Below are 25,795 nucleotides of genomic sequence, written 5' to 3'. Positions count from 1 at the left end.
ATCTTTTAAATTAATTAGCACGCAATTCTTTTTTCGGTGTTCTATCACACTAAATCAGACGTAGACTGAACTGATTTAACATCATATTTAACATGAAGTTTAATTTAGTCCGTTATTACACTTAATTTATAAATAATTACGATAACACTCCATGTGTTAATTAAAATATGAATGTTACTTGATTCAAATCATAGTGAAGTGATTATGTTAATTATCGGTATTTCTAATTGTGACAGTAGCTTATACAAACATTCCATTAACTGATTTAACTCATCGTTCGCATTTGCGATCGCGCTAGTTTGGTGGTAAAACAAGCGCAAATAGAAATCAGACTCATTAATTAAAAAAATGAAATCGTAATGAATATTTACTTTTGAGTCTTTAACCTGAGTTGAATATGAAAACGATTCTTACTATTATTATTTTAATCATTATTTATTAGTGGTGGAACTTCTCTGAACTCTGGTGTGCTAATACGTTATAACGAGAGGCTTACATGCATCTGATCCCACAGCGCTCCTACAAAATTGTTGGTTTCTCACCTGAAATTAGCCCAGCTTACCGACAAAAATTATTATCACTGGGTATGCTTCCCGGCTCTTCATTTAATGTTGTCCGCCTGGCGCCATTAGGTGATCCCATTCAGATAGAAACCCGCAGAGTCAGTCTGGTGGTACGTAAAAAAGATTTAGACCTACTGACGCTAGACCTGCAGCCCTAATATTTCAAATTAACGTCTTATTCTGGCTGTGAGGTGATGTAGTAAAACCACCTTGCATAGGCCGATTTTAATCTACTGATATCACGTTGGATCATGAAAGCACTCACAATTGGCCTAATTGGCAACCCCAATGCGGGTAAAACTACCCTTTTCAACCAGTTAACTGGGGCTCGCCAACGGGTAGGTAACTGGGCTGGGGTCACTGTTGAGCGCAAAGAGGGCCACTTCAGCACCGCAAAGCATCAGGTGACGTTGGTTGACCTGCCGGGAACATACTCACTCACCACCATTTCTGAACAAACCTCACTGGATGAGCAAATTGCTTGCCACTATATCTTGAGCGGCGAAGCGGACTTATTGATTAACGTGGTAGATGCCGCCAATCTAGAGCGCAATCTCTATCTGACACTACAACTGATAGAGTTAGGTATCCCCTGTGTCGTGGCCCTCAATATGCTGGATATCGCCAAGAGTCAGCACATTGATATTGATATCGAAGCACTTTCTCAGCAATTGGGCTGCCCGGTTATTCCGCTGGTTTCTACGCGGGGGCAGGGTATCAATGAATTAAAAAACAGCATTGATGAGCTTCAACCCATACCTTTCAAGGCATTGGTTAACTACCCGCCGGTGCTACTCAGTGAAGTGGATAAGTTGGTGCAAGCGATGCCTGAGTCTTGGCCAGTGCAGCAGCGCCGCTGGCTGGCACTGCAAATATTAGAGGGTGATATCTATAGCCTGGCTCGTGCTGGCATCTCCCCTTCTATCGTGGAGCTGGCTCGTGAAAATCTGCGGCAAAACCAGCACGAAGACCCGGAACTGGTCATCGCCGATGCCCGCTATCAAAGTATTGCTCGTATCTGCGATATCGTCGGTAACTCACAGCAAGCTGAACCAAATCGCCTGACCCAAGTGCTTGATAAAGTGATTCTGAACCGCTGGTTAGGTGTACCTATCTTCTTGTTTGTCATGTATTTAATGTTCGTCTTAGCCATTAATATCGGCGGGGCGTTACAACCGATATTTGATATCGGCTCTGCGGCACTCTTTATTCAAGGAATACAGTGGGTTGGCTATACGCTTCATTTCCCACAGTGGCTAACCATCTTCCTAGCCCAAGGTGTCGGCGGTGGTATCAATACCGTGCTACCACTGGTGCCACAAATTGGCATGATGTATCTGTTCCTCTCCTTCTTGGAAGACTCGGGTTATATGGCCCGCGCAGCCTTTGTTATGGACCGGCTAATGCAGGCGCTGGGATTACCGGGTAAATCTTTTGTGCCACTGATCGTCGGCTTTGGCTGCAATGTGCCCTCGATTATGGGCGCACGCACTTTGGATGCTCAACGTGAACGTTTGATAACGATCATGATGGCGCCGTTTATGTCCTGTGGCGCGCGGCTGGCTATATTTGCTGTATTTGCCGCCGCCTTCTTCGGCCAGGATGGAGCCAGTGTCGTCTTTTCTCTCTATTTGTTAGGTATTGCCGTCGCCATCCTCACTGGATTGGTACTGAAATACACCATCATGCGCGGTGAAGCATCACCCTTTGTGATGGAGTTACCGGTTTACCACGTACCACACCTCAAAAGCCTGTTATTGCAAACCTGGCAGCGGCTGAAAGGCTTTGTATTGCGCGCCGGGAAAGTGATTGTTATCGCCAGTATTTTTATCGGTGGCCTGAATAGTTTTTCTTTTAGTGGTCAAGCGGTGGATAGCATCAATGATTCAGCACTGGCCTCTGTCAGTAAAGTATTGACTCCGTTACTGGCTCCGATGGGGATCCATCAAGATAACTGGCAGGCAACCGTTGGGTTGGTGACTGGGGCGATGGCGAAAGAAGTGGTGGTGGGGACACTGAATACCCTTTACACCGCTGAGCAAATTAACAACCAGCCTTTTGATGCTGAAAACTTTAATCTATTGAGTGAATTGTCCGGTGCAGTTGATACCACCTGGCAGGGATTAAAAGAGACCTTCAGCCTCAGTGTGTTAGCTAACCCCATTGAGGCCAGCAAAGGCGATGGCGAGATGGCAGCCGGTTCGATGGGGATGATGAGCAGCAAGTTCGGCTCCAGTATCTCTGCCTACAGCTACCTGATTTTTGTCTTGTTATATGTGCCTTGTGTCTCGGTGATGGGGGCAATTGCGCGGGAAACCAGCCGGGGCTGGATGACCTTCTCAATACTGTGGGGGCTAAATGTTGCGTACTCACTGGCAACCTTGTTCTATCAAGCCGCCACCTTGCGTGACCACCCACAGCAGAGCCTCAGTATTATCGCCTTAGTTATTATTATTAATGCGCTGATTCTGTTTGGTTTACGTCGTGCTCGTAGCCGGGTCACGGTAAGGCTACAAAACAGCGCGCCAGCCAGTTGTTGCCAAAGTTCGGGTAATGACTGTCATTAACAAGGAGGAGAAAGTGGCAAGCCTGGTGCAATTACGCGATGCCATCGCCCTTAGCGGCAGTGCTGATGCGAACCAGTTAAGTCATCAATTGGCGATGCCTTTACCTCTGGTTGAAGCAATGCTGGAAAAGTTAACGGCGATGGGCAAGATTGAACGCATTGAGCAAGATAATAGCGGCTGCCTGAGCGGCAGTTGCAAGAGTTGTCCTGAGGGGAAAAATCAATGTAGCACGGTGAGTTATCAGTTAAGAAGTCATCGTTAAGTTAAATGAGATGCCCACTTGGGCATCCCTGATAATGTTATTTATAGACTTCTGCATCCGCATCAAACTTCTTCTTCTCGCGCTCGGCAATAATCACATAATACTTGCCGCCTTTCTCATCGGCTAATTTTGACAACTCTTGCTTCACATCCATGGGTGAGGTTGCCTGGCCCGAGGTAGTGATTGTGCCAATCTTCTCGTAATTCTTCGCTTCTTCTTTGGTAATTTCTTTAGCCGCCATCGCACCAAAAGAAACCCCAGTCACCACCAGAGCTACAGCCAGATTTTTCAATAAATTCATGCCAAATACCTCGCAAATGAAGGATTACTGCTTACACATGTCATACCAAGACAGTAACAATTATTAATTAAATTTAATATTTAGCCATTAAATCACTGATTAAATTTTACTTAGCTATGTATTGCTCTGTTGGGCGAAATCCACGACGAGTTGAGAAAACGCCTCGGGATGAGAGACAAAAGGTGCATGCGCAGAGCCTGGCATCACCACCGATTGAGTATGCGGCCACTGGCTGTCTAGCAATGCCGCTACTTTGCGTGGTACCAAGCCATCCAGATAACCATAAATACGCAAGAAAGGGAACGAACAGTCGGCCAATTCTTCTCGTAAATCTGCTGTGCGCAGGATATCCAGCCCGCCGGTTAACACCTCCACCTTCGGCATTTGGTGTTGCAATACGACCGCTTTCAGCAAACGCGCGTCCTGGCGTGCGCTTTCCGTTCCCAGCGTTTGTAATGCCAGAAAACGCTCCACAGTACGCTGGAAATCCTCACTAAGTTGTTGCTGGAAACCGGCCAATACTTCCGGGCGAATCCCTGGCCACTCTTCATGGGCCGTAAAACAAGGAGAAGACGAAACCGTGATCAAGCCACGAACACGCTCAGGGTGGCTCAAGGCTATCTGGCTGGCAACCAATCCGCCCATTGACCAGCCAAGCCAGATTGCTTGCTGCGGCGCTTGCTGTAAGACTATTTCAGCCATTTCTGACAGTGACATTGCGCCAAATTCAGTGCTACGCCCATATCCAGGGAGGTCGACCAAGTGCAGACGAAAATGCGGCGCGAGTCGATCAATTATGCAATGCCATACCCCTGCATTCAGCCCCCACCCGTGCAGCAACACAAGATCGCGATCGCCTTCACCACAGATGTTCCAATAAAGTTGTTTCATACGTTAGTATCCTGTTGCCTTAACCCTGTATAGCATCATTTATTAAGGAAGATAACTATGCTAACAATCGTCAGCCCGTGTTGGCTATGCCAGCAACCGCTATATCATCCAAAGCACGGTATTTGTGGCTACTGCCGCCACCACTTCCCGCCATTACCGCCCTGCTGTCCTTACTGCGGCTTACCTTGTAGCAATACTGCTTTGTCTTGTGGCCGCTGCCTGAAACAGCCGCCGTGCTGGATGAGTATGACGGCGGTCAGTGATTATGCTCCGCCATTGGATGGGTTGATAAAAAAGCTCAAATTTAACGGGACAACCTCACTGGCTCCGGTATTGGCCCGATTATTATTACTACGTTGGCTCGATGCCAAACGGCACGGAAAAGTCATCAAACCAGACAGAATTATCAGTGTGCCGCTGCACCGCTGGCGCTGTTGGCGGCGTGGATATAATCAAACAGATTTATTAGCGCGACCATTGGCACACTGGATTGGTTGCCACTACAGCAATAACACCTTACGGCGAATTCGTGCGACTCCCCCTCAACAGCAATTAAAAGCCACAGCACGCCGTAAAAATATGCAGGGAATATTTCGCTGTATGGAGTCAGTTCGCGGCCAACATATTGCTTTGCTAGATGATGTTGTAACAACTGGCAGTACCGTGAATGAGATTGCCAGGCTACTATGGGCTGAGGGGATCGCCTCATTGCAAGTCTGGTGTATCTGTCGAACCTTGTAGTCACCCTAGCAATGGGCGTATTATAACCGACAAGAGTAGTCAACTATTGAGCAGATGCCATGATCACAATAACAGACGCAGCACAATCTCATTTTGCCAAACTGCTGGCAAATCAAGAAGAAGGCACCCAAATCCGCGTATTTGTTATCAACCCCGGTACACCAACCGCTGAATGCGGTGTGTCTTACTGCCCACCGGATGCCGTTGAAGCAACAGATACCGAACTGAAATTCGAGCAGCTATCAGCCTATATTGATGAGCTGAGTAAACCTTATCTGGAAGATGCTGAAATCGATTTCGTCACTGACCAGTTAGGCTCACAGCTGACACTGAAAGCACCTAACGCCAAAATGCGCAAAGTAGATGACAACGCTCCGCTGATGGAGCGAGTTGAGTATGTTCTGCAATCGCAAATTAATCCGCAATTAGCTGGTCACGGTGGTCGTGTCACCTTAATGGAAATCACACCAGATGCGTTAGCTATCCTGCAATTCGGTGGCGGTTGTAACGGTTGTTCTATGGTCGATGTGACCTTGAAAGAAGGCATCGAGAAAGAGCTGTTGCAGAAATTCCCAGAATTGAAAGGTGTGAGAGATTTGACCGAGCATCAGCGCGGCGAGCACTCTTATTACTAATTTGCCTGCGTCCTTGGCGCTACAGCTGTGTTAGCTGTGCTCGCGCACCCGAATCACTGACCTGAGTCAGCTCATCGGGGCTTGCTCGTTTGCTGCTTTGCTGTAACACCAATGACTTTGGCTAATATATTTATCAATGCTGACAAAGTTAGATGCCAAACTAAAGGGAAACGTGCCGTTGGGGTCGTAGCGGTTTAGGCCCCCGGAGTGCCCCTAGGTACGGTAATCCCTTGGATCACCGGCTTTATTGTTGATTTTGTCATCATATTCAGGGGGATTTCTCCCCCTTTTACTTCTTATACTTTTCCTGAATCACCTAGGAATCACCCCGCTGAAACATTCTTGCGGCGCTTATCCAAATCTTTCAATAAACGACTAACCTGGTCATCGGCAAACATCTCTTCCAATGTTGCCGTCAACTTTCGCCGCCAGTTTGGATATTCATCACTGGTGCCTGGAATGTTCACTGGGGTGGCCATATCCAACCAATCTTCCGGCTGCAAACCCAATAATGCACTGGCGCTGTCGGCAACATAGCGCTGCAATCCACGATTAAGAACCGGGCTCATCGACAGCAACGACGCTTTATGACCCACTTTCTTGGGTACGCAATCATAATGATGCAACCCTTCCAGTAAGCCTTGTTTCGCACGTTCCCTATCAAGATAAAGCTGTTTCAATATCTGTTGATCCGGATATAGCCCTAGCTTATTCCCCAACGTCAAATCATCACTTTGCCAATAACCGCGCAACGTCGGCAGATCATGAGTGGTGATGGTTGCCATCGCTTGTACTGGATAAGACTGTGGTGCACGGAAGATGTTTTCGCTGTCATGCTCAAAATAGAGCACTTTATAGGAATACACTCCGCTGTCGCGCAGCTTACCGACAATCTCAACCGGCACCGTACCTAAATCTTCACCGATCACCATGCAGCGGTGACGCTGACTTTCTAACGCTAATATCGCCAGCAGATCATCGACCGGGTATTTGACATAAGCCCCTTGATCCGCCGTTTGACCGTAAGGAATCCACCACAGACGCAATAACGCCATCACGTGATCAATACGCAACGCGCCACAACTGGTCATATTAGCCCGCAACAAATCAATAAAAGGCTGATAAGCGCGCGCCGCCATGACGTGCGGATCCATGGGTGGCAACCCCCAATTCTGGCCCAGCGGCCCTAAAATATCGGGCGGCGCTCCCACTGAGGCTTTAAGACAATATAACTCGCGATCACACCAGGTTTCAGCGCCGCCTTCTGCAACACCGACGGCTAAATCGCGATACAATCCCAGCGGCATTTTCCGTGTTTGACTGGCACGGAAGCAGTCATCAAACTGGCTGGCCGCCAACCACTGTAGCCACAGGTAGAAGTTCACTTCGTCGGCATGCTCACGGCTGAAATCAGCCACGGCACTATTGTGCCCATCACGATATTTTTCCGGCCACACCGGCCAGCCCCACATCATAGGGTCGTTTTTGCTCAAATGAGCATGCAAAGCATCAAAAACGGCCTGTTGATGTAGGCTGCTTCCACCCTGTTCAACAAAATGATGGAATGCATGTACCCGAGCATCTTTGGTTTTGCGCGCCGTAAAAAGCGGGAAAGCTAAACGCAAAGCAGTCAATTTGAGTTGCATGACCTGCGGATAATCAACCCATTCATTGGCTCGCGCTTTCGCCAGTGCGCTTTGTGTCTCGGGCTGGTGCCACCAGGTCTGCGCCGCCTCGCTATGCTGGAATTCATCCACGCGATTGACATCGATATAAATCACATTCAGCCAGCGCCGGGAAGAAGGGCTGTAAGGGCTTGCACTGTGTGGGTTGGCTGGATACAGCGCATGAATCGGGTTAAGACCAATAAAGGCCCCGCCACGCCCACCAACCTGCTCCAACATCTGGTTGAGGTCGCCAAAATCACCGATACCCCAGTTATGATCGGAGCGCAGGGTATACAACTGAACACAAGCTCCCCAGAGTTTTTTCCCTGCCAGCAGGGCATCTGGCTCATAGCAACGTTTCGGCGCGACAATAACCGAGCACTGCCACTGCTGTAAGCCTTGTTCCAATACCAAGCGGTGATAGCCTTGCGGCAGTGAAGCCGGCAATGTCAGTGTTTTTTTTGCACTGATACGGCCCTGATGTAAATCACCTTTTTCGGTCTGTAACTGCCAGTGATAATCGCCTGATCCCGCCATTGGCAGCTGCATTGCGCTGCCAAAAGTAAATATCTTTACCGGTGGTAATGGTGCTTTTTCTGTCTGAGAATCTGAGAGCACACTGGTGCGCCCCATGGCCGCCAACAACTGCTGCTTGGTTTGTGCTGAAATAGCCTGCGACTTACCATGCGCATTAATATAATTGGCGGCAATCCCTGCCAGTGTCGCTGCTTGATCGAGCGATTTACGATCCATGCAGTCTTCTCCTTAACGTTTGGCTTGCCAGATTCGCGTTTGATAATCGCGAATTGAACGGTCAGAACTGAACATCCCTACCCGGGCGGTGTTAAGAATGGTACGGCGGGTCCATTCATCCTGATCGCGGTACAGGGCATCAATTTGATGCTGTGCCTGACAATATAAAGCAAAATCAGCCAATACCAGATAAGGGTCGCCCCCTTCCAACAAGCTATGCAACATCATGTCAAATGCGTGTTTATCACCTTGGCTAAATGCGCCGCTGGCCAGCTCATCCAGGATGCTTTTCAGATGTGCATCAGCTTTCAAATAAGTCTGTGGCTTATAACCTTTCGCCAGAATGGCTTTTACCTGTTCAACAGTGTTGCCGAAAATAAAGATATTCTCATCACCCACCTGTTCAGCAATCTCGACGTTAGCGCCGTCCAGCGTACCTACCGTCAACGCACCATTCAGTGCCAGTTTCATATTGCCGGTACCGGAAGCTTCTTTGCCCGCGGTTGAAATCTGCTCGGATACATCCGCCGCGGGGATCATCAACTCAGCGACCGAAACTTTGTAATCCGGGATAAAGACAACTTTCAGGCGGTCTTTAACGATCGGATCATTATTGATCTTCTCAGCTGCCTGATTAATTGCATAAATAATATTCTTGGCTAAATAATAGCCCGGCGCTGCTTTAGCGCCAAACAGGAACACACGCGGGACAATATCCAGATTTGGGTTATCGCGGATCTGGCGATACAGCGACAGAATATGCAGCAGATTCAAATGCTGACGTTTATATTCATGCAAGCGCTTAATCTGCACATCAAAGATGGCATCCGGGTTAATGGTTATCCCCATAACGCGCTTAACATATTCAGCTAACTTAACTTTATTGTCGTACTTGATCTGCTGATAGCGATGGCGGAAAGCGTTATCTTCGGCATAAGGCTCAAGCCCGGCTAATGCATCCAGATCATTCGCCCACTCCACTTTTAATGTGTCATCAATCAAACCAGACAGTGCTGGGTTACATTGCTTCAACCAGCGGCGTGGCGTAATACCATTGGTAACGTTGTGGAATTTATTTGGCCACAACTGATAGTATTCAGGGAATAAATCTTTGATAACCAAATCTGAGTGCAACTGCGCGACACCGTTCACTGCAAAGCCGCTGACTACGCATAAATTGGCCATCCGCACCTGCTTATTATGGTGAACTGCCAGCTTGGCCCAAACCTCTTCATCGCCCGGCCACTGCTTATCAACCAACTTCTTAAATTGCGCATTGATCTGCTTGATAATGACAAAATGACGTGGCAGTAAGCTGCGCACCAGTTTTTCATCCCAGCACTCAAGGGCTTCTGGCATCAAGGTGTGATTGGTATAGGCGAAGGTTCTACTGGTGATCGCCCAAGCCGCATCCCAGCTCAGCTGATGTTCATCCAACAATACACGCAGCATTTCAGGAATGGCGATAGTCGGGTGGGTATCATTCAACTGAATAACTTCATAATCCGGCAATTCCGCCAGCTTGCGGCCTGCCAAATGGTGCTTGCGTAAGATATCCGCCACCGAACAAGCGCACTGGAAATATTGCTGCATCAGCCGCAGGCGTTTACCGGGCAGATGATTATCATTCGGATACAGCACTTTAGTCAGCTTTTCTGCTTCAACACCGTTTTTTTCGGCCAGCAGGAATTTACCGTCATTAAAGTTTGTTAAATCAAATGGATGCTCGTGAGTTGCCTGCCATAAGCGCAATGGCTGAGTGACGCCGTTTCGAAAGCCCAGCACCGGTAAATCCCAAGCTTCGCCACGTAAGGTAAAGGCCGGACGCCATAACTGACGGCCATCCGCTTGTTTCTCCAGCTTGCCACCAAAACCGACATCCACCGCCAGCGCGGCATTATGGCGGAACCACGGATAGCTCTCGCGCTGCCAATTATCAGGCGCTTCCTGCTGCTTACATTCACTGAAAGATTGCCGGAACAAGCCGTATTGATAATTCAGACCATAACCAGTGGCGGGTTGCTCAACTGTCGCCATCGAATCAAGGAAACAAGCTGCCAGACGCCCCAAGCCTCCATTGCCCAATGCAGGGTCGGTTTCCTGCTCTAACAGGTCACTCAGATTAACCTGCTGCTGAGCTAACAGCGCCTCAACTTGGTCATACCAACCCAAGTTAATCAGGTTATTAGCAGTTAAACGGCCAATTAAAAACTCCATTGAAATGTAGTTAACATGGCGCTGTACTTTTTTGGCTTTACCGGGGGCGGGCTGAGCAGTCAACTGTTCGGCTAATGCCGCACTGACCGCTTCCCACCATTGGTGCTGGGTCATTTGCTGGGCGGAGGTTAAGCCAAAGCGCTGCCACTGGCGGGCAAGTGCGGCCAGAAAATCGTCCTTTTTAAGCATAGGCTGTGACATAGGGAGGTCTCTATCCTGTGAGTGGGGTAATTTTACCCTTATCCTGCCAATGAGAACTGACAAGAGCATCATCCTGCCGAACGATTAGCTGGGGATGAGTCGCAGGGCGTAGCTAAAATTGTGATCCGGTGCAACTTACAGCCAAATGAAACATTAACTCTATTGCAATAAGATGGCCGTTATCAGACCTTAGCAGTGCTGATTAATTACGAGGCTAAAAATAATTACTCTTATGAATGCCTGTAACAACTTCCTACAAATGGATATATCAATCGCCAGGACGTCTTCTCACCGGATCTCTTTGAAACCGGACATAGCATGCTGATCCCATCAAAACTGAGCCGCCCGGTACGGCTGCAAAATACCGTGATACGTGATCGCTTGTTAGTCAAGTTATCAGGTGTTGTAAATTACCGTCTGACCTTAATCAATTGCCCTGCGGGGTATGGTAAAACGACGTTGATCGCTCAGTGGGCAGCCGATCAAGCTAATCTCGGCTGGTATTCTCTTGATGAAAGTGACAATCAACCAGAGAGATTTGCGACCTATTTGGTGGCAGCGATCCAATTGGCGACCAGAGGCCATTGCAGCAAAAGTGAGGCTATAAGCCAAAAGCATCAATATGCCAGCCTCTCGGCGTTGTTCGCACAATTATTTATCGAGCTGTCCGAGTGGGATGGCCCGCTGTTCCTGGTTATTGATGATTATCATCTGATTACCAATGATGCTATTCATGAAGCTATGCGCTTTTTCCTGCGCCATCAGCCAGAAAATCTGACATTGATTATGCTCTCGCGTACTTTGCCGCCACTGGGGATTGCCAACTTGCGGGTTAGCGACCAGTTGTTGGAATTAGGGATGCAACAGCTGGCATTTAACCATCAGGAAGCACAGCAATTCTTCGATTGCCGCCTCTCCGTGCCGCTGGAACAAGGTGACAGCAGCCGCCTGTGTGATGAAGTTGAAGGCTGGGCGACGGCGCTGCAATTGATCGCGTTATCATCTCGCCAGCCCAATTCCTCCGCACAAAAATCAGCAAAACGACTGGCAGGTCTAAATGCCAGTCATTTGTCAGATTATCTGGTCGATGAAGTGCTGGATCAGGTCGATAGCAATGCACGCGCTTTCCTGTTGCGTTGTTCGGTTTTGCGCTCGATGAATGATGCCCTGATTGTGCGCCTGACCGGTGAAGATAACGGCCAGCAACGGCTGGAAGAGTTGGAGCGCCAGGGCCTATTTATTCATCGCATGGATGATAGCGGCGAATGGTTCTGTTTCCATCCTTTGTTCGCCACTTTCCTGCGCCAGCGCTGCCAGTGGGAACTGGCGTTAGAGTTACCAGAGTTACATCATGCAGCGGCTGAAGGTTGGATGGCGCTGGGCTATCCGGCGGAGGCTATTCACCATGCATTGGCGGCAGGTGATGTCGGTATGCTGCGCGATATCTTGTTACAACACGCTTGGACGCTGTTTAACCACAGTGAGTTAGCCCTGCTGGAACAATGTCTGGTCGCGCTACCCTATTCTTTGTTGGTACAAAATCCTGAACTGGCACTGTTACAGGCCTGGCTGGCGCAAAGCCAGCATCGCTACGGTGAAGTTAACACCTTGCTTGAGCGCGCCGAATCGGCAATGCAGGAACGTAAAATTCCTATTGATGAGATTTTGCGAGCTGAATTCGATGCTTTACGTGCTCAGGTGGCCATCAATGCCGGCAAACCGGAAGAAGCCGAAAAGCTGGCAACAGAGGCACTGAAATATCTGCCAATGGCGAACTTTTACAGCCGTATTGTCGCTACCTCGGTCACCGGGGAAGTGCATCACTGCAAAGGGGAGCTGAGCCGCGCGCTGCCGATGATGCAGCAAACCGAGCAAATGGCACGCCGCCACGAAGCCTATCACTATGCTTTATGGGCATTATTGCAGCAAAGTGAAATTCTGATCGCGCAAGGGTTCCTGCAAGCAGCTTATGAAACACAAGATAAAGCTTTTGATTTAATTCATGAGCAGCATCTTGAACAACTGCCGATGCATGAATTCCTGTTGCGCATTCGCTCTCAGATATTGTGGTCGTGGTCACGGCTAGACGAAGCCGAAGAAGCGGCACGTAAAGGTATTGAAATTCTGGTGAATTACCAACCACAGCAGCAATTACAGTGTCTGGCGATGTTGGCAAAATGCTCATTAGCGCGTGGTGATTTGGATAACGCCAACATGTATATTCAGCGCTGCGAGGTACTGCAACATGGTAGCCAGTATCATCTTGATTGGATTACCAATGCTGATAAGCCACGGGTTATTCACTGGCAAATGACTGGCGACAAAGCCGCAGCGGCAAATTGGCTGCGTCAGGCCGAAAAACCGGGCATGGCGGATAACCACTTTTTGCAGGGTCAGTGGCGCAATATTGCACGGATACAGATTATGTTGGGCCGTTTTAATGAAGCGGAAGTGGTGCTGGATGAACTCAATGAGAATGCCCGCCGCTTGCGTCTTACCAGTGATCTTAACCGTAACCTATTGTTAAGTAATATTCTTTACTGGCAAACCGAACGGAGAAGCGAGGCACAAAAAGCGCTGATTGAATCACTGTCACTCGCCAACCGCACCGGTTTTATCAGCCATTTTGTGATTGAAGGTGAAGCGATGGCGCAACAGCTACGCCAACTGATCCAACTCAATGCGTTACCCGAGTTAGAGCAGCATCGTGCCCAGCGCATTCTGAAAGACATTAATCAGCATCATCGGCATAAGTTTGCTCATTTCGATGAGATCTTCGTCGATAAGCTGCTAACTCACCCACAAGTGCCAGAACTGATCCGCACCAGTCCGCTAACCCAGAGGGAATGGCAGGTATTGGGGCTGATTTACTCCGGTTACAGCAACGACCAGATAGCCAGCGAGTTAGATGTCGCAGCCACCACCATTAAAACCCATATTCGTAATTTGTATCAAAAATTAGGGGTTGCTCACCGGCAAGATGCGGTGCAGCAAGCGCAGCGGCTATTACAGATGATGGGGTATGTTTAATAAACCGTATTATTTAAATTAAATATCAGTGGGTTAAATTAATATTTATCTCTCTGACGAGGTAAGGCAGCCAATAACCATTCTATTTGACTGGTCTTTATTGATGAAAAATTGATTACAATCTCGCACTTAAATTGTCAATCGCGATAAAGGTCATCAGCAATATGGAACAGTTTGAAACAATCAGTATTGAGCAGGCCTATAACCGCCTAAAAGAACACCAAGCAGTTTTAGTTGATATCCGCGATCCACAAAGTTTTGAAGCAGGCCATGCACCTGAGGCGTTTCATCTGACCAACAGCAGCTTGCATACTTTTATGCAACAGACTGATTTTGAACAACCGGTGATGGTGATGTGCTATCACGGCAATAGCAGTAAAGGTGCCGCGCAGTATCTGCTCCAGCAAGGTTTTGAGGCGGTTTACAGCATTGATGGTGGTTTTGAAGCATGGGCAAGAAGCTATCCGCAAGACGTCGTACAGGTCAGTTAGCTAATACTCACCCGATTGTGATATTTTTAAGCACTTTGATTAAAATCTCGTGATACCCAATAGATTTCAAGAGGCAGGAAAGCGGCAAGGGAGAAAATCCCGATGAGCTGACTCAAGTCAGTGATTCGGGTGAGCGAGAGCAGCCAACACAGCTGCAACTTGAAATATGAAGGGTATAAATATGGTTCGTGTGATAGCAATATCTAATCTCCGTTTGGCACAGGCCTTCGTTGATTATATGGCCACTCGTAATGTGGTACTGGAAGTAAAGCCGGATGCTCAGGGTGCGGAGATTTGGCTTGCCGATGATGAGCAATTACCCTTGGTACAGCATGAGTTGGAACAGTTTTTACTCGATCCTCTCAATCCGCGCTATCAAGCCGCCAGTTGGCAATCGGGCAATCTGCATTCTAACCTGCCTTATCAACGTTTTTCTTATCTCCAAACTCTGCGCAGCCAGGCCGGGCCACTGACACTGAGTGTCATGGTGCTGTGTATCGCCATTTATATTTTGATGCAAATCGTCGGTGATGCCGCAGTGATGTCCTGGCTGGCATGGCCGCGCGATAACAGCCAATATCTGCAAATCTGGCGTTGGGTGAGCCATGCTTTTTTACATTTTTCGCTGCTGCATATCCTGTTTAACCTTATGTGGTGGTGGTATCTGGCCGGACAGATGGAAAAACGGCTTGGCACCGGCAAATTGCTGGTATTAACTATTGTTTCAGCCTTATTCAGTGGCTGGGGACAATCGCTGTTTAGCGGTGTGAATTTTGGCGGCCTTTCTGGTGTGGTTTATGCCCTGATGGGCTATGTCTGGCTGACCGGTGAACGCGCACCGGAGCGGGGTATCTCGCTGCCGCGTGGTTTGATGGTTTTCTCGGTTCTCTGGTTGGTTGCTGGATATTTCGATATTTTAGGGTTGTCGATTGCCAATGCAGCGCATGTTTCAGGCTTGATTATTGGGTTACTGATGGCATTTTGGGATACGCGCAACAGCGCAAAAACCACACAATAACTGTCTGGAGCAACCAGGCACATTAGGGGATTATCGTGAAGCAAACGCAGCGGCATGATGCGATTATTGAATTGGTTCGCCAACAGGGCTACGTCAGTACTGAAGAGCTAGTGGAACATTTTGCTGTTAGCCCGCAAACTATCCGACGCGATTTGAATGATTTGGCGGATCAAAACAAGATTCACCGGCATCATGGCGGTGCGGCGTTACCCTCCAGCTCAGTCAATGCGGCTTATAACGACCGTAAAGTGATGTGGTCGGAAGAGAAGGCGCGTATTGCCCAGCGTGTTGCCAGCCAGATCCCCGATGGCGCGACCCTGTTTATTGATATCGGCACCACACCGGAGGCGGTCGCTCACGCTTTGATGAATCATAAAGGTCTGCGCGTGGTCACCAACAATCTCAACGTAGCTACATTGCTGACCGCTAAAGAGGATTTCCGTCTGATTCTGGCGGGCGGCGAAGTGCGTACCCGTGATGGTGGAATTATTGGTGAAGCCACATTGGACTTCATTTCTCAGTTCCGCCTTGATTACGGTATCCTCGGTATTAGCGGCATTGATATGGATGGTTCCTTGTTGGAATTTGATTACCATGAAGTGCGTACCAAGCGGGCGATTATCGAAAACTCCCGTTGCGTGATGCTGGTGACTGACCATTCCAAGTTTGGCCGTAATGCGATGGTGAATCTGGGAAATATGAATCTGATTGATTATTTGTTTACCGATCAGATGCCCCCGGCCAGTGTGATGAAGATTATTGAACAGCATGAAGTCCAACTGGAGTTGTGTTAACCGTTTGTTTTGGTGATGCAGTTCAGTGATTTGATTCGGTTGTCAGAACTTCAGAAATCAAGAGTAGATCGGACCAGGTTTCGGTTGATGCTCCAGTTCGGTTGTCAGAACTTCACGGCTCACTTAACCTCCGATGAACCAACCGCCAAAGGGGGCGGCGGCCCCCTTGTGGAATCCCGCGCTTTCGCACGTATCGCTAGCCCACTGCGTGGGTGCCCTCACTCATCATTTCGCTGGCGGGACGGCTTTATTCGCGTCCCTGCTCATGACGCCTAAATCCGCCGTCCATGGCGGATTTCCCTTGCTACACTCTTCACTCGGCTGCTCAAATGTGCTTTTAACATCAAAATCTAAAGGCAGGGTTTTGACTTTCTCTTTTGACCTTGAGCGCAATTAGGGATATTACCGACAAAGACGATGGCCCGAGTGAGCTGCCATGGACGGCGGCGAAAAGCGCGCTTGAGCAGGAGCGAATCGCGCTGGCTCGATAAGGCCAACGGCTGCCGGAGGGGACTGCGAATAGCAGTAATATTTCGCGCAAGCCGCAGGTGCAGGAGGGCCGGCCTGCCCTCCTGCTCGATTGAGGCCACAGAGGTGAGATGGTAACCGAACAAATATCAACCGAAACCTAATCCAATCTGTTCTAACAACCGAACCAAACCTATTCACCAAATCCAAATCCAAACCGCCCTCCCCACTACATATCAATAACAAAACCGTTACCTCCATCACGCATAAATGTTTTTTTTTTGGTTAAGTCTTGGCTTGTTTGTTGGTTTTTGATTACAATCATGAGCGAAAACGAACATTAAAGAGCTATTTCGAACATCCGGAGGAAGTAAGCATGGAAACCAAAGACTTGATCGTGATCGGTGGCGGCATTAATGGTGCCGGTATCGCTGCGGACGCTGCAGGGCGTGGCCTGTCCGTTCTGCTGCTGGAAGCACAAGATTTGGCCTGTGCTACATCTTCTGCCAGCTCCAAACTTATCCACGGCGGCTTACGTTACCTGGAACACTATGAATTCCGGTTGGTCAGTGAAGCATTGGCCGAACGTGAGGTTTTGCTGAAACTGGCTCCTCATATCGCTTTCCCAATGCGCTTTCGCCTGCCACATCAGCCCCATCTACGTCCGGCGTGGATGATTCGTACCGGCTTATTCTTGTACGATCATTTGGGCAAACGTACCAGCCTGCCTGCCAGTAAAGGGCTACGTTTTGGCCCCGAATCAGTGTTGAAGCCCGAGTTAGTGCGCGGTTTCGAATATTCTGACTGCTGGGTAGATGATGCCCGCCTGGTAGTGCTGAATGCTCAGGAGGTGGTCGAACGTGGCGGCGAAGTGCGTACTCGCACCAAAGTGACTCGCGCCTGGCGTGAACAAGGCCTATGGATGGTGGAAGCTGTCGATGCCAACACCGGCAAAACCTTTACCTGGCGCGCCAAAGGGTTAGTCAATGCTACCGGCCCGTGGGTTAAACAGTTCTTCGATGAGGGTCTGAAACTGAAATCACCTTATGGTATCCGCCTGATCAAAGGTAGCCATATTGTGGTGCCACGAGTTCATAACCAACCACAAGCTTATATTCTGCAAAACGAAGACCACCGTATTGTCTTCGTTATTCCTTGGTTGGATGAATATTCCATCATCGGTACCACAGACGTCGAATACCACGGCGATCCGAAAGATGTGAAGATCGACGACCAGGAAATTGATTACCTGCTGAAGGTGTATAACGACCACTTTAAAAAGCAACTGGGCCGAGATGATATCGTCTGGACATACTCTGGCGTTCGTCCGCTGTGTGATGATGAATCAGATTCACCGCAAGCGGTTACCCGTGATTACACACTGGATGTCGCCGATGAAGACGGCAAAGCACCGCTACTGTCAGTATTTGGTGGCAAACTGACCACCTATCGGAAACTGGCAGAACATGCGCTGGAAAAACTGTCCGGCTATTATACCAATGTCGGCCCTGCATGGACGAAAACCGGCTCGTTACCGGGCGGGGATATTGGCGGCAATCGTGATAACTACACGGTACAACTGCGCCATCGCTATAACTGGTTACCTGAAGGGCTGGCGCGCCGCTATACCCGTACTTATGGCAGTCATAGCGAGCTAATTTTGGCTGATGCCACCAGCATCGAAAGCTTGGGCGAACACTTCGGCTACGGTCTGTATGAAGCAGAATTACGCTATTTGGTTGAAAAAGAGTGGGTTGTTGAACTCGATGATGCCATCTGGCGTCGAACCAAGTTAGGCATGATGCTAGACGAAGCGCAAAAACAACGGATTTCTCAGTGGCTGGCAGAAGCGCAAGCTGAGAAACAACAGACTCTTTCCTTGGTCTCCTGATAACAAATACCCGTCATCTATCTGTTAAAAAAACCCTCTTCACAGTTTACTGTTGAAGAGGGTTTTTGTTATTAACTCGCCGAATGTTTAAAGCCTTATCGGCTTAATATGCCAAATATCATCGGCATACTCTTGAATAGTCCGATCCGAAGAGAAATAGCCCATATTAGCAATATTGAGTATGGTTTTACGTGTCCATTCATCAGGATGGCGATAGAGCGTATCGACTTGCTCTTGGGTATCCACATAACTGCGATAATCTGCCAGCAATTGATAGTGGTCACCCAGATTAACCAGCGAATCAAACAGGCTGGTGTATCGATGAGGCTCTTCCGGGCTGAAAGCTCCGGTAGCAATTTGCGTCAATACTAAATGCAGCTCCGGATCTTCGTCATAATATTTCCGTGGGTTATAACCGCTCTTACGTAGAGCCTCAACCTGCTCGGTAGTATTACCAAAGATAAAGATATTATCCTCACCGACATGTTCGCGAATCTCGACATTTGCCCCATCCAACGTGCCAATCGTTAGCGCCCCATTCAGCGCAAATTTCATGTTACTGGTTCCTGACGCCTCGGTACCCGCCAGCGAGATCTGTTCGGAAAGATCAGCTGCTGGGATAATCAACTGTGCCAGACTGACACTGTAGTTCGGAATGAATACCACTTTTAGCAGGTTATTAATGCGCGGATCGTTATTGATCACCTTGGCTACATCATTGATCAAACGAATAATTTGTTTCGCATTGTAATAAGCCGACGCAGCTTTACCGGCAAACATCACCACTCGCGGTACCCACTTCTCATCTGGTGCTTCAAGAATGCGGTTATAGCGGGTTATCACATGCAGAACATTCAACAGTTGTCGTTTGTACTCATGAATACGCTTGATTTGTACATCAAACAGCGCCGCCGGATTCACCACAATATTCAGCTTTTGCGCAATATAGATAGCCAGCTGCTTTTTGTTCTCCAGCTTGGCTTTTTGCACCGCCTTCAAGAAGCTCACGTAATCAATATTGTTTTTCAGCTCACTGAGTTGACTCAAATCTGTACGCCAGTTATGACCGATACTGTCATCCAATACTGCGGCCAATGGCCGGTTAGCTAACCCCAGCCAGCGCCGTGGCGTAACCCCATTGGTTTTATTACAGAAGCGGTTTGGGAAGATACGGGCAAAATCAGCAAACAGCGATTGCACCATCAATTCTGAATGTAGCGCCGAAACGCCATTCACTTTATGGCTGGCGATCACCGCAAGCCAAGCCATACGTACTCGTCGACCATCATTTTCATCAATAATCGATACTCGTGGCAACAAATCGGGTTCGTCCGGATACTGTTCCTGCACCAGTTTGAGGAAATGATCATTGATATCAAAAATGATTTGCAGATGGCGCGGCAGAATTTTGCCAATCATGTCGATAGGCCAGGTTTCCAGTGCTTCGCTCATCAGGGTGTGGTTAGTGTAAGAGAATACTTGCTGCACCACATCCCAGGCATCCATCCAGCTAAATTTATGCTCATCAATCAGCAGGCGCATCATTTCAGGGATAGAAAGCACCGGATGGGTATCATTCAAGTGAATAGCAATCTTATCAGCCAAATTATCGAATGTTTGGTGCATCGCCCAATGACGATTAAGAATATCCTGCACCGTGGCGGAAACTAAAAAGTACTCTTGCCGCAAGCGCAATTCGCGCCCGGAGTAGGTCGAGTCATCGGGATAAAGCACCCGGGATACGTTTTCTGAATGGTTTTTATCTTCTACCGCTGCGAAGTAATCACCCTGATTGAATTTACCCAGATTGATCTCATTACTGGCCTGTGCGGACCATAAGCGCAGAGTATTAGTCGCATCTGTATCAAAACCAGGAATGATTTGATCATAGGCACAGGCAAGAATTTCTTCCGTTTCCAGCCAGCGAGTTTTGCTGCCTTCCTGCTGAATACGGCCACCAAACCGCACTTTATAGCGGGTATTGTGCCGTGGAAACTCCCAGGCATTACCATATTCCAGCCAGTTATCCGGCGACTCCATCTGCTGGCCATTGACGATTTTCTGGCTAAACATGCCATATTCGTAGCGAATGCCGTAACCGCGACCGGGAAGTGCTAATGTCGCCAGTGAATCCAGAAAACAGGCCGCCAGACGCCCTAAGCCACCATTACCTAAACCAGGGTCATTCTCTTCTTGCAGCAGCTCAGACAGATTGAGGCCCATTTCATCCAAAGCCTGTTCGATATCTTCATATATCCCCATCGATAACAGTGCATTAGAAAGCGTTCTCCCCAAGAGAAACTCCATCGACAAGTAATAAACCTGTCGAACGTCTTGTGATAATTGTGCACGATTAGAACGCAGCCAGCGTTCAACCATACGGTCACGCACAGCAAATAAAGTCGCATTCAGCCAATCGTGCTGAGTCGCAATAGAGGGATCTTTGCCCACAATAAACATCAGTTTGTAGGCAATGGAGTGTTTCAGCGCATCCACACTGACAACAGGTGAGGTATAACTGAACGGTGATGTCATAGCGGTTTTCCCAATTTTTGATTACAACAAATCGGCAACGAGAAATCACAGACGCCGATAAAGTGACAGATAGTCTGCCGCGGCGACTTGCCAACCAAAGTCCAATCCCATTGCGTGGCGCTGGACGTGACGCCAATGTTTTGGTCGGCTCCACAGAACAAAAGCACGGCGAATCGCCCGCACTAATGCTTGTGCATCGCATTCATCAAACACAAACCCCGAGGCACTGCCGTCTGCCAGATTTTCTAGCGCGCAATCCACCACGGTATCTGCCAACCCGCCCGTATGCCGGACCAGTGGCAAGGTGCCATACTTCAAGCCATACAACTGTGTTAGCCCACAAGGTTCAAAACGGCTAGGCACCAGAATCACATCCGCACCGGCAATAATTCGGTGTGAAAATGCCTCGTGATAGCCTATTTGCACCCCAACCTGACCGGAATAGTCTGCCGCAGCCGCCAGGAATGCCTCTTGTAAAATGGCATCACCCGCCCCCAGAACAGCCAATTGCCCTCCTAACTTCAGTAAATCGAGCAACGCTTCCAGCACCAAATCTAACCCTTTTTGCTCCGTCAGCCTGCTGACCACGGCAAAAATAGGTTTCTTCTCCGTCACCTCCAACCCCATGGTGGTTTGCAGGTGTGTTTTATTTATCGCTTTCTTTTGCAGGTTTTCTGCATCATAGCGGGCATGGAGTAAAACATCCGTTTGTGGGTCCCAGATATCACTGTCCACACCATTGAGGATTCCGGTTAATCGTCCCTGACTGGCCCGTTCTTGTAGCAAACCCTCCATGCCGTAGCCGAACGCAGGTTGGGTAATTTCCCTGGCATAGGTCGGGCTAACAGTGGTGACATGGTCAGCAAAGAACAACCCGGCTTTCAGATAGGAAATTTGGCCATAGAATTCCAGCCCATACATTTGGAAAAATGCAGCTGGCAACTGTATTTCAGCCAAATGGTGCCCCGAAAATAGCCCTTGATATGCCAAATTATGGACGGTAAATACTGAACGTGCCGGGCGGCCCCGTGCCGCGAGATAAGCACAAGCTAGCCCGGCATGCCAATCATGGGCATGCACCACCTCTGGACGCCAATAACCATCCAGGCCACAAGCCAGTTCACAAGCCATCCATCCCAGTAATGCAAAACGGCGATAGTTATCTGCATAAGCATGTAAAGATGGGTCGTGGTACGGGCTTCCTGCCCGATCATAGAGGCCCGGTGCATCAATCAGGTAAATACCAATCCCCTGATAATGGCCATAACGTAATGAAACACGGCCAGCAAAGGTATCAATCTCTCTGACCAAAACCGTGTCTGGTATGCCACGACGTAAGTCAGGGAACCCCGGCAGCATAACCCTAACATCGGCCCCCTCAGCAATTTGAGCGGCAGGTAAGGCACCAACAACGTCAGCCAATCCCCCGGTTTTTAACAACGGGAATAGCTCAGAACATACGTGTAGAACCCGCATCATTTTTCCTATTCACTTTTAAGCTTTGCCAGCATAGAACGGGTCACTAACACCACCCCGCCCTCAGAGCGATAAAAACGTTTGCTGTCTTCTTCGGCGTTTTCCCCAATAACCGTCCCCTCAGGTATCTGGCAGGCTCGGTCAATAATGCAGCGACGCAGGCGGCACGAACGGCCCACATTGACATCCGGTAGCAACAATGTGGAATCAATAGTACAAAATGAATTTACTCGCACTCGAGGGAATAGCACCGAATGCACGACTACCGAACCGGAAACAATACAGCCACCGGAGACTAACGAGTTCATGGTCATACCGTGGCTACCAGAGCGGTCCTGCACAAACTTGGCAGGTGGCAGCGGCTCCATATGTGTCCGAATTGGCCAATCGCGGTCATACATATCCAGCTCTGGCGTTACCGATGCTAAATCGAGGTTCGCGCGCCAGTAGGCGTCCAGCGTTCCTACGTCACGCCAGTAAGGCGGTAACTCAGCATTAGAGGTCACACAGGAAAGGTCGAATGGATGTGCCCAGGCCACTCTTTGCTCAGTCAATTTAGGAATGATATCTTTACCAAAATCATGGCTGGAGCCGGGAAGCTTTTGATCTTCTTCCAATAATTTAAATAGATAATCAGCATTGAAAATGTAGATACCCATGCTGGCGAGAGCCATATCAGGGCGGCCCGGCATCGCAGGAGGTTTAGCCGGTTTTTCATAGAAAGCGGTTATTTGGTAATCGTCATCCACCTCCATGATACCAAACTCAGTGCCTTCCTTAATCGGCACCGGAATACATGCCACAGTACACTCAGCGCCTTTCTCTGCGTGGTCGAGCAGCATGCGGGAGTAATCCATTTTGTAAATATGGTCACCCGCCAGAATGACGATATGTTCTGCTTTGTAGCGGCGGATAATATCCAGATTCTGATAAACCGCATCTGCGGTACCTTTGTACCACTGCTCAGTGCTTAGACGCTGTTGGGCGGGCAATAAATCGACAAATTCGTTCATTTCCTCATTGAGGAATGACCAGCCACGTTGAATATGCTGAACCAAGCTATGCGACTGATATTGCGTTATCACGCCAATACGCCGGATACCCGAATTCAGACAGTTGGAAAGGGCAAAATCAATAATGCGAAACTTGCCGCCAAAATGAACTGCGGGTTTAGCACGGGTCGCCGTTAAATCTTTCAGCCGCGAACCCCGGCCACCCGCCAGAATCAACGCGACAGATTTATTCGGTAATAATCGAGCTAACATCAGTGGGTCTTTATTCTCGAACTTAACCATGAAGACTCCTTAAAATTTCTGTGTGAGCACGCAAACGGTATGTGCAGACCCATTCCATACGGTTAATGATTCCGTATGCTCTGACGGCTCAAAAGGAGGAATCACCACCCATTCCCCCGCAGGTAAATGCATTTCACATGCTTGATCAGTGGCATTAATCACCACTAGCCAGCGCTGAGATAACCGAATTTGAAGTTGTTTCTGATCGCCCTGCTCCCAAGCCCAATCACTCAGCGCTTCCCCCTGACTATCCAGCCATTGCACATTGCCATCTCCGTCTTCCCACCATGAGTCTTGAATCAGAGCCGGAATCTGCTGGCGTAATCGAATAAGTTCGGCAGTAAATGCCGTTAATTCTTGATCTGCGCTCCCCCAGTCGAGCCAGGTGAGAATGTTGTTCTGACAATACGCATTATTGTTGCCTTGCTGACTATGACCGTGCTCATCGCCAGCCAGCAGCATCGGTGTACCCTGTGAAAGTAACAACGTGGTCAGTAATGCGCGCTGGCACGCTTTGCGCCGTTGCCAGATAGCGTCATCCGCCACCAAACCTTCACTACCAAAATTATTGCTCAGATTGTTATCACTGCCATCACGGTTCTCTTCTCCGTTGATTTGGTTATGTTTTTGGTTAAAGCACAGCAAATCTTGCAGGGTAAAACCATCATGGGCGGTAATTTGATTGATACTGGCGGAAGGCAAACGCTCCCGATGTTTGAATAAATTGCTGGATGCTGCGAAATGCTGGGCGAATTGCCCCAAAGGTAAATCGTTGCGTAACCAGAAGCGGCGCATGGCATCGCGATACTGGTCATTCCATTCGCTAAAACCGGCAGGAAAGTTACCCAATTGATAGCCCCCCAAGCCGATATCCCAAGGCTCTGCAATCATCTTGCAATTACAAAGCTGTTTATCAGCCGCCAGTGCGGCAAACAAAGGGGCATGTTGGTCGAAAGCCGGTGAGCGCCCCAAAACCGTTCCTAAATCAAAGCGGAAACCATCAATGTGGCAGCTATCAACCCAATAACGCAGGCAATCAACCACCCACTGCATCACACAAGGTTGGCTAAGGCGCAATGTATTGCCACAACCAGTCATGTTGTCATATTCACCCTCGGGGGTGAGCCAGTAGTAGCTGGCATTATCGATCCCACGCTGACACAGAGTGGGACCAAACACATCCAGCTCTGCACTGTGATTGAATACCACATCCAAAATCACTTCAATACCGGCTTTATGCAGCGCTTTAACCGCATCACGGAGCTCTTGCAGTGGGGAAATCCCTTCACGACCAGAAGCATAATCCGAGTCAACTGCATAGGGAGCGAGTACGTTGTAACCCCAATAATTACTCAGCCCCATCTTCTGCAAGCGTGGCTCATCAACATGGAATTGCACCGGCAGCAACTCCAACGTCGTTATACCCAGCTTTTGCAGGTATTGAATCATGACTGGATGAGCCAAACCGGCGTACGTGCCACGTAGATCTGCCGGAATATCCGGATGCAATTGAGTTAAGCCGCGCACATGGGCTTCATAAATGACAGTATTACCCCAAGGAATCGCCGGTCGGCGATCCTCCTGCCAATCATATTCTTCATAGACCACAATACACTTAGGCACGGCGGCTGAACTGTCGCGAGAGTCGGGCTGACTCACCCCCCCCTGTAAGTTAGGGTCATCACCTACTTTGCTATCTAGCGCGAGAGTACAAGGATCTATCAATAGCTTGTTGGGATTAAAACGATGGCCTTGTTGCGGATTAAATGGCCCACTAACACGGTAACCATAGCGCTGCCCAGGTTTTCCTTCAGGAAGATAACCATGCCAGATATCCCCACTGCGGGCCGGTAACGGAATACGCAATTCCTGGTTATTATCATCAAACAGGCACAGTTCAACCTGCTCTGCATGGGCCGAAAACAGCGTGAAATTGATTCCGACACCATCAAAATGAGCACCCATTGGCGTCGGGGAGCCACTCGTCAGAGTCGTCATC

Annotated in this window: 18 protein-coding genes; 10 read left to right on the top strand and 8 right to left on the bottom strand. The window is 48.8% G+C overall.

Going from position 1 to position 25,795, the window contains the following annotated elements:
• Nucleotides 1-496: 496 nt before the first annotated feature.
• The 3 genes from feoA (at nucleotide 497) to ACF3VQ_RS00890 (ending at nucleotide 3,392) form a co-directional block, all read left to right on the top strand.
• Entirely contained in the window at nucleotides 497-721 is a 225-nt protein-coding gene (gene feoA / locus ACF3VQ_RS00900) for a ferrous iron transporter A (RefSeq protein ID WP_004702177.1), read from the top strand.
• A 93-nt stretch (nucleotides 722-814) separates the two neighbouring features.
• On the top strand, nucleotides 815-3,130 hold the full coding sequence (gene feoB / locus ACF3VQ_RS00895) for a Fe(2+) transporter permease subunit FeoB (protein ID WP_392433035.1): 2,316 nt from the start codon (nucleotides 815-817) through the stop codon (nucleotides 3,128-3,130).
• A gap of 13 nt (nucleotides 3,131-3,143) precedes the next feature.
• The gene (locus ACF3VQ_RS00890) at nucleotides 3,144-3,392 is read left to right on the top strand and encodes a FeoC-like transcriptional regulator (protein WP_392433034.1); all 249 of its coding nucleotides are present in this window, start codon (nucleotides 3,144-3,146) and stop codon (nucleotides 3,390-3,392) included.
• 37 nt (nucleotides 3,393-3,429) lie between these two features.
• On the opposite strand, the gene ACF3VQ_RS00885 is transcribed toward ACF3VQ_RS00890, so the two are convergent.
• Together ACF3VQ_RS00885 and bioH are read right to left on the bottom strand one after the other, a co-directional pair.
• Nucleotides 3,430-3,693 carry a YdgH/BhsA/McbA-like domain containing protein gene (locus ACF3VQ_RS00885; protein WP_019081549.1) on the bottom strand — a complete coding sequence of 88 codons (264 nt, stop codon included), beginning with the start codon at nucleotides 3,691-3,693 and terminating at the stop codon, nucleotides 3,430-3,432.
• 114 nt (nucleotides 3,694-3,807) lie between these two features.
• Entirely contained in the window at nucleotides 3,808-4,584 is a 777-nt protein-coding gene (gene bioH / locus ACF3VQ_RS00880) for a pimeloyl-ACP methyl ester esterase BioH (protein ID WP_392433033.1), read from the bottom strand.
• Nucleotides 4,585-4,641: 57 nt separating this feature from the next.
• Between bioH and gntX the strand changes: the two genes are divergently transcribed.
• Together gntX and nfuA are read left to right on the top strand one after the other, a co-directional pair.
• Entirely contained in the window at nucleotides 4,642-5,325 is a 684-nt protein-coding gene (gene gntX, locus ACF3VQ_RS00875) for a DNA utilization protein GntX (RefSeq protein ID WP_392433032.1), read from the top strand.
• Nucleotides 5,326-5,384: 59 nt separating this feature from the next.
• Entirely contained in the window at nucleotides 5,385-5,960 is a 576-nt protein-coding gene (nfuA, locus tag ACF3VQ_RS00870) for a Fe-S biogenesis protein NfuA (protein ID WP_005159611.1), read from the top strand.
• A 323-nt stretch (nucleotides 5,961-6,283) separates the two neighbouring features.
• Here nfuA and malQ read toward each other — a convergent pair whose 3' ends face one another.
• Both malQ and malP read right to left on the bottom strand, forming a co-directional pair.
• Complete coding sequence (malQ, locus tag ACF3VQ_RS00865; protein WP_392433031.1) at nucleotides 6,284-8,380, bottom strand: 4-alpha-glucanotransferase; 2,097 nt, start codon at nucleotides 8,378-8,380, stop codon at nucleotides 6,284-6,286.
• Between the two features lie 12 nt (nucleotides 8,381-8,392).
• On the bottom strand, nucleotides 8,393-10,798 hold the full coding sequence (gene malP, locus ACF3VQ_RS00860) for a maltodextrin phosphorylase (protein ID WP_392433030.1): 2,406 nt from the start codon (nucleotides 10,796-10,798) through the stop codon (nucleotides 8,393-8,395).
• Nucleotides 10,799-11,116: 318 nt separating this feature from the next.
• Between malP and malT the strand changes: the two genes are divergently transcribed.
• From malT to glpD, 5 genes are all read left to right on the top strand, one after another.
• Complete coding sequence (gene malT, locus ACF3VQ_RS00855; RefSeq protein ID WP_392433029.1) at nucleotides 11,117-13,828, top strand: HTH-type transcriptional regulator MalT; 2,712 nt, start codon at nucleotides 11,117-11,119, stop codon at nucleotides 13,826-13,828.
• Nucleotides 13,829-13,992: 164 nt separating this feature from the next.
• Nucleotides 13,993-14,319, top strand: coding sequence for a thiosulfate sulfurtransferase GlpE (gene glpE, locus ACF3VQ_RS00850; RefSeq protein ID WP_392433028.1), 327 nt, complete (start codon nucleotides 13,993-13,995; stop codon nucleotides 14,317-14,319).
• Between the two features lie 181 nt (nucleotides 14,320-14,500).
• The gene (gene glpG, locus ACF3VQ_RS00845; RefSeq protein WP_392433027.1) at nucleotides 14,501-15,337 is read left to right on the top strand and encodes a rhomboid family intramembrane serine protease GlpG; all 837 of its coding nucleotides are present in this window, start codon (nucleotides 14,501-14,503) and stop codon (nucleotides 15,335-15,337) included.
• 35 nt (nucleotides 15,338-15,372) lie between these two features.
• Nucleotides 15,373-16,131: a DeoR/GlpR family transcriptional regulator gene (locus tag ACF3VQ_RS00840; RefSeq protein WP_005157500.1), complete on the top strand. Its 759-nt coding sequence runs from the start codon at nucleotides 15,373-15,375 to the stop codon at nucleotides 16,129-16,131.
• Nucleotides 16,132-16,975: 844 nt separating this feature from the next.
• A complete protein-coding gene (gene glpD, locus ACF3VQ_RS00835; RefSeq protein ID WP_392433026.1) occupies nucleotides 16,976-18,490 on the top strand; it encodes a glycerol-3-phosphate dehydrogenase in 1,515 nt (504 codons plus the stop codon).
• Between the two features lie 87 nt (nucleotides 18,491-18,577).
• On the opposite strand, the gene glgP is transcribed toward glpD, so the two are convergent.
• From glgP to glgX, 4 genes are read right to left on the bottom strand one after another with little or no spacing between them, the layout of a single operon-like run.
• Nucleotides 18,578-21,025, bottom strand: a complete 2,448-nt coding sequence (glgP, locus tag ACF3VQ_RS00830; RefSeq protein WP_392433025.1) for a glycogen phosphorylase — start codon at nucleotides 21,023-21,025, stop codon at nucleotides 18,578-18,580.
• A gap of 45 nt (nucleotides 21,026-21,070) precedes the next feature.
• Nucleotides 21,071-22,501, bottom strand: coding sequence for a glycogen synthase GlgA (glgA, locus tag ACF3VQ_RS00825; protein ID WP_392435764.1), 1,431 nt, complete (start codon nucleotides 22,499-22,501; stop codon nucleotides 21,071-21,073).
• An 8-nt stretch (nucleotides 22,502-22,509) separates the two neighbouring features.
• Nucleotides 22,510-23,796, bottom strand: coding sequence for a glucose-1-phosphate adenylyltransferase (gene glgC / locus ACF3VQ_RS00820; RefSeq protein ID WP_392433024.1), 1,287 nt, complete (start codon nucleotides 23,794-23,796; stop codon nucleotides 22,510-22,512).
• A 9-nt stretch (nucleotides 23,797-23,805) separates the two neighbouring features.
• Complete coding sequence (gene glgX, locus ACF3VQ_RS00815; protein WP_392433023.1) at nucleotides 23,806-25,794, bottom strand: glycogen debranching protein GlgX; 1,989 nt, start codon at nucleotides 25,792-25,794, stop codon at nucleotides 23,806-23,808.
• Nucleotide 25,795 lies beyond the last annotated feature (1 nt).

The sequence above is a fragment of the Yersinia fenwicki genome (assembly GCF_043099325.1).
Classification (GTDB): Bacteria; Pseudomonadota; Gammaproteobacteria; order Enterobacterales; family Enterobacteriaceae; genus Yersinia.
This window is presented reverse-complemented; position numbering and strand designations above follow the sequence as displayed.

What these genes read in the sequence shown, in the direction of transcription:
- bioH (WP_392433033.1), bottom strand. Translation starts at nt 4,584, where the DNA reads ATGAAACAACTTTATTGGAACATCTGTGGTGAAGGCGATCGCGATCTT.
- glgA (WP_392435764.1), bottom strand. Translation starts at nt 22,501, where the DNA reads ATGCGGGTTCTACACGTATGTTCTGAGCTATTCCCGTTGTTAAAAACC.
- nfuA (WP_005159611.1), top strand. Translation starts at nt 5,385, where the DNA reads ATGATCACAATAACAGACGCAGCACAATCTCATTTTGCCAAACTGCTG.
- glpD (WP_392433026.1), top strand. Translation starts at nt 16,976, where the DNA reads ATGGAAACCAAAGACTTGATCGTGATCGGTGGCGGCATTAATGGTGCC.
- glpE (WP_392433028.1), top strand. Translation starts at nt 13,993, where the DNA reads ATGGAACAGTTTGAAACAATCAGTATTGAGCAGGCCTATAACCGCCTA.
- glgX (WP_392433023.1), bottom strand. Translation starts at nt 25,794, where the DNA reads ATGACGACTCTGACGAGTGGCTCCCCGACGCCAATGGGTGCTCATTTT.
- glgP (WP_392433025.1), bottom strand. Translation starts at nt 21,025, where the DNA reads ATGACATCACCGTTCAGTTATACCTCACCTGTTGTCAGTGTGGATGCG.
- feoA (WP_004702177.1), top strand. Translation starts at nt 497, where the DNA reads ATGCATCTGATCCCACAGCGCTCCTACAAAATTGTTGGTTTCTCACCT.
- feoB (WP_392433035.1), top strand. Translation starts at nt 815, where the DNA reads ATGAAAGCACTCACAATTGGCCTAATTGGCAACCCCAATGCGGGTAAA.
- glgC (WP_392433024.1), bottom strand. Translation starts at nt 23,796, where the DNA reads ATGGTTAAGTTCGAGAATAAAGACCCACTGATGTTAGCTCGATTATTA.
- gntX (WP_392433032.1), top strand. Translation starts at nt 4,642, where the DNA reads ATGCTAACAATCGTCAGCCCGTGTTGGCTATGCCAGCAACCGCTATAT.
- malT (WP_392433029.1), top strand. Translation starts at nt 11,117, where the DNA reads ATGCTGATCCCATCAAAACTGAGCCGCCCGGTACGGCTGCAAAATACC.
- malP (WP_392433030.1), bottom strand. Translation starts at nt 10,798, where the DNA reads ATGTCACAGCCTATGCTTAAAAAGGACGATTTTCTGGCCGCACTTGCC.
- malQ (WP_392433031.1), bottom strand. Translation starts at nt 8,380, where the DNA reads ATGGATCGTAAATCGCTCGATCAAGCAGCGACACTGGCAGGGATTGCC.
- glpG (WP_392433027.1), top strand. Translation starts at nt 14,501, where the DNA reads ATGGTTCGTGTGATAGCAATATCTAATCTCCGTTTGGCACAGGCCTTC.
- ACF3VQ_RS00885 (WP_019081549.1), bottom strand. Translation starts at nt 3,693, where the DNA reads ATGAATTTATTGAAAAATCTGGCTGTAGCTCTGGTGGTGACTGGGGTT.